Genomic DNA, 627 nt, shown 5'->3' with positions numbered 1-627 from the left:
GAGATGTACTCTGGCCACAATGTAGTGACCAGCTACAACGCAGTAGACATCTCCAAAGCGAGATTTGCAGGTTTAAACCAAAACTTGCACGACAGCATCTGGAAATCTCAGTTTATCTCTGGTATCATGATGCCAGCCATGTTCTTTGTTGGGAATTTTAGCTATGTTTTGGTCATCATCGTTGGTGCCGCGCTAGCGTTAGAAGGGCATATCACTATCGGGGTTATTGTAGCCTTTATGGTCTATGTTCGGACCTTCTCCCAACCCCTGTCACAGATTGCCCAAGGGATTACGAGCTTACAACAAGCGAGTGCAGCCATGGGACGTGTCTTTGAATTTCTAGGTGAAGCTGAGATGCAGGATGAATCCCATAAGGAAAGACAATTGACTGGCATGAGAGGAGAAGTGGTCTTTGATCATGTGTCCTTTGGTTATACACCAGAACGCACCATCATCCATGACTTTTCTGCGATAGCTCATGCAGGTCAAAAGGTCGCAATCGTTGGACCGACTGGGGCTGGTAAGACAACCATTGTCAATCTTTTGATGAAGTTTTATGAGATAGATAAGGGAAGCATCCGTATCGATGGTGTCGATACCAAGGATATGAAGCGCTCAGAAGTACAC

Annotated in this window: 1 protein-coding gene; it reads left to right on the top strand. The window is 45.8% G+C overall.

The window, feature by feature from the left end; all coding sequences use genetic code 11:
* Positions 1-627 (top strand): ABC transporter transmembrane domain-containing protein (locus D8863_RS10780; protein ID WP_142999498.1); only part of this gene is annotated, 627 nt, incomplete at both ends.

Origin of the sequence: Streptococcus oralis (genome assembly GCF_003943825.1) — a bacterium.
Taxonomy (GTDB): Bacteria; Bacillota; Bacilli; order Lactobacillales; family Streptococcaceae; genus Streptococcus; species Streptococcus oralis_CD.
The sequence above is the reverse complement of the archived record's forward strand: the minus strand, read 5'-3'. Positions and strand labels throughout refer to the sequence as shown.